The organism is Nocardia sp. NPDC102475 (assembly GCF_055584605.1).
On record NZ_JBVJLS010000060.1, the window covers coordinates 1 to 5,911 of the forward strand.

Genomic DNA, 5,911 nt, shown 5'->3' on the forward strand with positions numbered 1-5,911 from the left:
GCGTCCTGCCATGTCGATCAGTGTCCCTTCTCGGCCCTCACCAGGCCAAACAAGGACTCTAATACCGATCGGTCTCATTCATTGGGATCGGCCCACGATCACGCGCGTGTCCGGGGCAGTTGCTGGCCAGCCGTCGCTACTCGTCATCAATCCCGCCATTTAATGGCTGACGTCAACCAACGACGCTCGCGCATGCCAACGCTGGTTATCGATATCACAGCCAAAATCCGGTGGGGCTGCAATGTAACCGCAGATCAGAGACCCAAGGAAACCAACTACACCCGGCACTGTTCGCTCTTGACAACGACACCAATCGCAAGCTAGCTGGATGCGAGTACATGGAGTTACCACGATGCTTGCTAAAGGTGGTGGCGATGATCAGGTTGGCGATCACGACGCTCCAGGTGCGGCGGGACAGGCACGAGAAGGCACGTCCGCCGTCCAGGCAGTTTCCGACGAAATGGGCAGACAGACCTGCCCAACAGTCGATCCGGGCGGGTTGTGCAGCCACTCAGACTGGGTACACACCCACGATGACCAGGCGTTTCCCGGTTGCCCATGTTTTGTGTTTCCTGCCGAGGGCACAAACCTGCGCCAGTCGTTTCCGCAGGTCAAGGCGATTTCTTGGCGTCGCAGGTTCGAATCCTCAGGGGCACTATTCGTCGTTCATACGCGATTTCGCGCACATTGGAAATCCGCAGGTCAAAGGGGAGTGCTCCAGCATGAACCTCTAGGAGCACGAGACCCCGGGGACCGGGTCGGCAGAATGCTGGATTCAGCACCGGTCGGCGTCGCAGTCGTCCGCTTCCCATTTCAACAGTGCGACAAGCGCTTTCGCCTGGGCGGCGGCGATGCGTTCTCCTTCCACACCGCCGACATACCGAACCTCGAAAGACACCGCCAGCCCGGAACACATCGCGCCTACAGCATGCTCGACAGCTAGTCCGATCTGGCCACTACTCGATCCTGCACGACCGCCGTCTCCACCCGCGGCGCCCACCGAGCCCGAGCTCACCGGCACTTCCGACTCGGATATCACCGAGTCGGCGTGATTAGCCCGCTTGCCGCCAGCCACGCGAGAGATTCTCGACCAGATCACACTCCAGTTCTGGCAGGCGCGCGGATGAATGCCGATCCGCCCGAGGTCAAGTCCCGGGGCGTGGTGTAACTGGGGTGGTCACCGAATGATCCGGAATTCGATCAGGCAGTGAGTTCTGCTGGGGTTGTATCCTCCTGTTCGTCGGTGGGGGTAAGCCCTCGTGCGCGGGCCAGGACGTCGAGCGAGGTAGCGGCGGCCTTCGTTGCGGACGCGGCACTGCACGCGGGACTGCTGGTGAAGCTTGCTCTGGTCGTGGCCCATCGTCCGCGGCACGCACGCCGTCACGAAGGATCACTACGCTGACGATCAGAAGCGGCGCGGTCCAGGTCCGGTTCGCAATCAGGTGGTCGACCAGGCGAACTCACACAGCTCCCGCGCCACTGAATGAGTCGGCGAACATTCGCCCAGTCGCGATGAGGGGGAGGGGCGAACAAGTCGAACGATTCAAGCTCGGAATCGTCGAATGCCTCGCTCGCCAACGCTGACACTGGCGTACCGACGAAGTCGAACCCGATATCGACAGTCACCTCGAGCACGCGGGCGCACGAGCCGGTGCGCCCGACGATCGCCCAGGTCACGCAGGCACGTGGGGAGTCAGATCGGTACCGATTCGCGCGGCGACGGTGGCCTGAAAGTGGGGACAGCTCGTGAAGTCGTCGTGCTCGCATCCGAGCGCGCCGTCTACGATCGCGAGCGCGGTCTCGGCGGCGGCGATCGTGGCGGCAAGTTGCGCGCGATGTCGCCGCATGATGCCACGCCGCACATCCGGCCCAGCGCCGATCACTTCCCGCACCACGTCGAGCCCGAGCCCGGCCTCCTTCGCCCGCAGGATCACCGCGACCCGGACAACATCGTCGCCGCTGTAGCGGCGGCGCCCGGCCGAGTCGCGCGCGGGCGTCAGTAGTTTCATCGATTCCCAATGTCGCAACACATGCGTTGCCAGACCGAATTTCGCCGCGACCTCTCCGACGCTCAATTCGCTGCCGCTGGTTGCCTTCATGTCGACATTAAGTCGCAGCATCGCCAGTATGTCTGCTTCCGACACCCACACCGCCGCCGAACCGAGTCCATGATCCGATTCGTCGACGCCGAAACCCTCCCTGCCGCCACCGACTTGCGCTCGGTCTCCTACGACCTGTTGCACTCGCCTGCTGGCGCGACGGTGGTGGACGACGGTCAGTGCCCCCGTGCACAAGCTTCCTCGACGCGGAAAGCCACGGCGCCGCGCATTCTTGCTCATCCACAGGGGACCGGAGTGATGTCGATGGTGGACAGGAAGACGAAGTGAACCTATCGCGGCTTGCATACCAGTAGATGGAAGGCGTCGTCATCGTTGCCGAGACGCCGGTCTTCGATCACCTCGAGACCGGCATCCGCGAGGTGAGCTGTCACGTCCCTGATCGGGCGCAGGAGAAATCCGTTGCGTGTAAATGGCATTCGTGCCATCGCGGCGGGATCGCCCACGCCCAGCACGGCTGTCGCGCCAGGCCGTAGCACTCTGGCCAGCTCGGCGAAGGCGGGTGCGAGATCGTCGATGAAGTAGATCGTGTTCGTGCTGATCAGCGCATCCAACGAGGCGTCTGCAAGTGATAGGTGGTCCATGGTCGCCTCATGGATTTCCAGTCGCTGCGCCTTCAGTGCGCTGCGGAACCGCCGCCTGGCCTGGGCCCCAGCAGATTCCAGCTGTACACGCTCAGCCAGGCCACGACGGCTATCGGCAGCAGCAGAAAACAGCCGACTCCCACCATGCTCGGGAGCAACAGTGCATAACTGGTCAGGGCACGACGAAGTGCACGTCGTTTCATGCTGTGCGAACTTACCCGGGCAACCGATTTCGATGCGGCACGTCCCCACGGACAGTGCCGGAGATTACTGCGCGATCCCGAACGACGGGGTGAGGCCGCCGGATTCGTCCGAGGCGGCCCACGACGAGGAGTCGGCGGTCGGGTCTGAATCACCACCGCTATTTCCCGATGACCAGCAGTCGCGGGCAGGGTCAATGTGGTGGGGGTTGTATTGCGCCGGGTTTGGTGCAGGTGAACTGCTTGACGCTGAGGTGGCCGTGGCGGAAGTGGTCGGCGCACTCGGTCAGATAGCTGATGTAGGCGTTGTAGGTGTGTTGCCCGGCCAGTTCGATCGCCCGGTCGCGGTGCTCGTGCAAAGAGGTGGCCCAGCTGTCCAGGGTGGTGGTGTAGTGGGATCCCAGTTCCTGAATGTGGGCGAGGCTGAATCCGGCGTCCTGCGCGTACTCGTTGATTCCCCTGGGGTTGTGGCCGGTTGATCGTGGGAGCTGACTACTCGGGAAGACGGTGCCGCGTAGGAACGCGAATTCGGTTTCGGTCGTCAGGGCCGGTGCCAGGTGCGCCTCCGCGTCGTGCGGGTCATTGGCGACGACGGTTTGTACCAGCAGCACTCCGTCGTCGGGCATTATCCGGTAGGCGAAGTCGAAGAAGTCGGGGTATCGCTGGTGGTGGATGTGTTCGAGTGCGCCGATGCAGACGATGCGGTCTACGGGGCGGTCGAATTGTTGCCAGCCTTGCCGTCGCACACCGCCGTAGGGGCAGCCGCGGATGAGCCGGTCGACGAGGCGGTCGCGTACATACCGGTGCTGGTTGCGGTGGGGCGTCAGCCCGATCGCATTGACGCCGTAGCTGTCCATGGCGCGCAGCACGGTCGAACCCAGCCGCAGCCGACGTCGAGCAGGGTCATCCCGGTCGCAGATCGCATTTGGCCAGCGCAAGGTCGATCTTGGCGGACTGGGCTTGTTCCAGGGTGTCGTCCGGGTGAGTCCAGTACGCACAACTGTAGGTGCGAGTCGGGTCGAGGAACTGCGCGAAGAACTCGTCGGGTAGCTGGTCGCGGGACGGGATCTGACGGTCGGCGGGGGCGTAACCGGACATGGTGCGGGTCTTCCTTGCATGCAGGCCGAATCGTGTCGGTGTCGGTGCCCTCCCCCATGCAGTTGACGTTGGACCGCACTTCGGGGCGCGAGTGCCTGGGAGTCGTCGACCGGGCGGCTAGGGGTCCCTTAGGTCGGGTGGCATCCGGATCCGAGACTACAGATCTCACCGCTGCGCGAAACGGTGCGTGAGCAACATTTAACCAGGCGGTAACTGTAGTTCCTCGTCAGACTTGCGTATGGTCACCGCACAGCGAGACATCTGGCGGCCGATACAACCGTAAAAAGCCTTCGCGGAGGTCGATTTTCATCCCTCGCTGTCGAAGGTGGCCGCGCTGTGGTGGACGTGCAGGATCCCCCGGCCTATTCGGGTGTCGTGGATACCGGCGCTGTCGGCGGCTCTGTGGGCACGCCGTACCGCATGGTCCCAACGGATTCCCCACACCCCGGGCTTCCGGGCGATAAGGTGGCACGGTCATAGGTCACACATCGTGGGCGCGCGTCGGCGAGCCGGCTCGCTGCCGGGTTTCACGGGAGGCGCGGCATGACATCGACGTACATGGGGAAGCCGCACTATCCAGCGTGGCTGGACAACCTGGCCGAAGACGCCACCGTGGAGGGCGCGGCGTGGGACGGCGCCATCGCCGCCGGAAAGGCCCAGCGCCTTGTGGTGAACCACCGTCCACGCCGCTCGCTGCTGCTGTTGTCCCGGTTGATGCTCGAAAGGTTCGCCGACACACCCCTTGCCGAGCATTGGGAAAACACACTGTGAGGAGCGAGCATGAGTGCGCTCTTGTACCTGATCACCGGGGCGGGTGGTGGCACCGGTGGCGTGAGTCGGCAGGTGATCGAGCAATTGCGGGAACGTGGGGATCGCGTTCGCGCGTTGGTACACCACGACGACGCCCGAGCCGAGCCGTTACGCGCACTCGGCGCTGAAGTCGTCGTCGGAGATTTGACCGATCCACGAGATGTAGTCGATGCGGTGACCGGTACCGATCGCATGTTCTTTTCGATGGGTGTCTCGCCAGACTACCTGCAGGCAACGGTGGTCGTCTGCGACGCCGCGTTGGCGTACGGCCACCTCGATGTGGTGGTGAACATGTCCCAGATGACGGTTTCTCAAATGACGCTGACCAGTGTCGGAGAGTCTCGTCAACATCGGCTGCATTACCTCGCCGAGCGCGTCTTGAACTGGTCGGGTGTGCCGGTCGTGCACATTAGGCCAACCGTGTTTCTGGACAATCCGATATTCACCAGACTTGCGGCACCGTCGCTGCGAGACCAAAACCTGTTGGCCCTGCCCTTCGGAACGGGCCGAACATCACCGATAGCTACCAGCGACGTGGCCCGCACGGTTACGGCAGTGCTCGTAGATCCCACCCACCGCATCGGCGACGTCTACGAATTGACCGGCCCGGCGAGTCTGGACATCGATGGCCTGGCCGCCGAGTACACCCTGGGACTGCACCGGCCGATTCGCGGCACCGACATTCCCCAGGAAACCTGGGTCCAGGAGGTCCTCGAGCCCCAAGGCCTGCCCGCGCATGTCGAGCAGCACCTGGCGACAATGGCATTGCTGCACCGTGTCGGACGCTACGACCGAGCCACCGACGACGTCGAGAAGATCACGGGACAGCCGCCATCCACGGTTCGGCAGTACATAGCCGAACACTCGCAACTGTTCTCATAAGTGCGTGCATACGCGGCGAGCGGCAAAAATGTTCAGCTCATATGGCTCCGACACTGCCGAGGTCACGGACTGGATCCGGCAAAGCTGAGCCGGGCGTGGCGTGTTCGGGGTCACAAACCGAGCTGGCGACGGGAGTAACAGCATGGATCTACATCTGTCGGGCAAGACCGCCGTGGTTACCGGCGCCAGCAAAGGTATCGGGCTCGCGATCACCCAGGCG

At 63.3% G+C, this 5,911-nt stretch carries 6 protein-coding genes; 2 read left to right on the top strand and 4 right to left on the bottom strand.

Annotated features, from left to right (window positions below; translation table 11 throughout):
• Positions 1-1,673: 1,673 nt before the first annotated feature.
• From ACZ60G_RS43925 to ACZ60G_RS43940, 4 genes are all read right to left on the bottom strand, one after another.
• The gene (locus tag ACZ60G_RS43925) at positions 1,674-2,099 is read right to left on the bottom strand and encodes a MerR family transcriptional regulator (protein ID WP_465818338.1); all 426 of its coding nucleotides are present in this window, start codon (positions 2,097-2,099) and stop codon (positions 1,674-1,676) included.
• 290 nt (positions 2,100-2,389) lie between these two features.
• Complete coding sequence (locus ACZ60G_RS43930) at positions 2,390-2,953, bottom strand: class I SAM-dependent methyltransferase (RefSeq protein WP_465818340.1); 564 nt, start codon at positions 2,951-2,953, stop codon at positions 2,390-2,392.
• 142 nt (positions 2,954-3,095) lie between these two features.
• On the bottom strand, positions 3,096-3,770 hold the full coding sequence (locus tag ACZ60G_RS43935) for a class I SAM-dependent methyltransferase (protein WP_465818342.1): 675 nt from the start codon (positions 3,768-3,770) through the stop codon (positions 3,096-3,098).
• Positions 3,771-3,804: 34 nt separating this feature from the next.
• Positions 3,805-3,999, bottom strand: coding sequence for a class I SAM-dependent methyltransferase (locus ACZ60G_RS43940; protein WP_465818344.1), 195 nt, complete (start codon positions 3,997-3,999; stop codon positions 3,805-3,807).
• A 543-nt stretch (positions 4,000-4,542) separates the two neighbouring features.
• On the opposite strand from ACZ60G_RS43940, the gene ACZ60G_RS43945 reads away from it, so the two are divergent.
• Together ACZ60G_RS43945 and ACZ60G_RS43950 are read left to right on the top strand one after the other, a co-directional pair.
• The gene (locus ACZ60G_RS43945; protein ID WP_465818346.1) at positions 4,543-4,770 is read left to right on the top strand and encodes a hypothetical protein; all 228 of its coding nucleotides are present in this window, start codon (positions 4,543-4,545) and stop codon (positions 4,768-4,770) included.
• 9 nt (positions 4,771-4,779) lie between these two features.
• Complete coding sequence (locus ACZ60G_RS43950) at positions 4,780-5,691, top strand: NAD(P)H-binding protein (protein ID WP_465818347.1); 912 nt, start codon at positions 4,780-4,782, stop codon at positions 5,689-5,691.
• The last annotated feature ends 220 nt before the right edge of the window (positions 5,692-5,911 follow it).

Excerpts from the sequence above, each read along its gene's own strand:
- ACZ60G_RS43945 (WP_465818346.1), top strand. The coding sequence starts at position 4,543 with ATGACATCGACGTACATGGGGAAGCCGCACTATCCAGCGTGGCTGGAC.
- ACZ60G_RS43950 (WP_465818347.1), top strand. The coding sequence starts at position 4,780 with ATGAGTGCGCTCTTGTACCTGATCACCGGGGCGGGTGGTGGCACCGGT.
- ACZ60G_RS43940 (WP_465818344.1), bottom strand. The coding sequence starts at position 3,999 with ATGTCCGGTTACGCCCCCGCCGACCGTCAGATCCCGTCCCGCGACCAG.
- ACZ60G_RS43925 (WP_465818338.1), bottom strand. The coding sequence starts at position 2,099 with ATGAAGGCAACCAGCGGCAGCGAATTGAGCGTCGGAGAGGTCGCGGCG.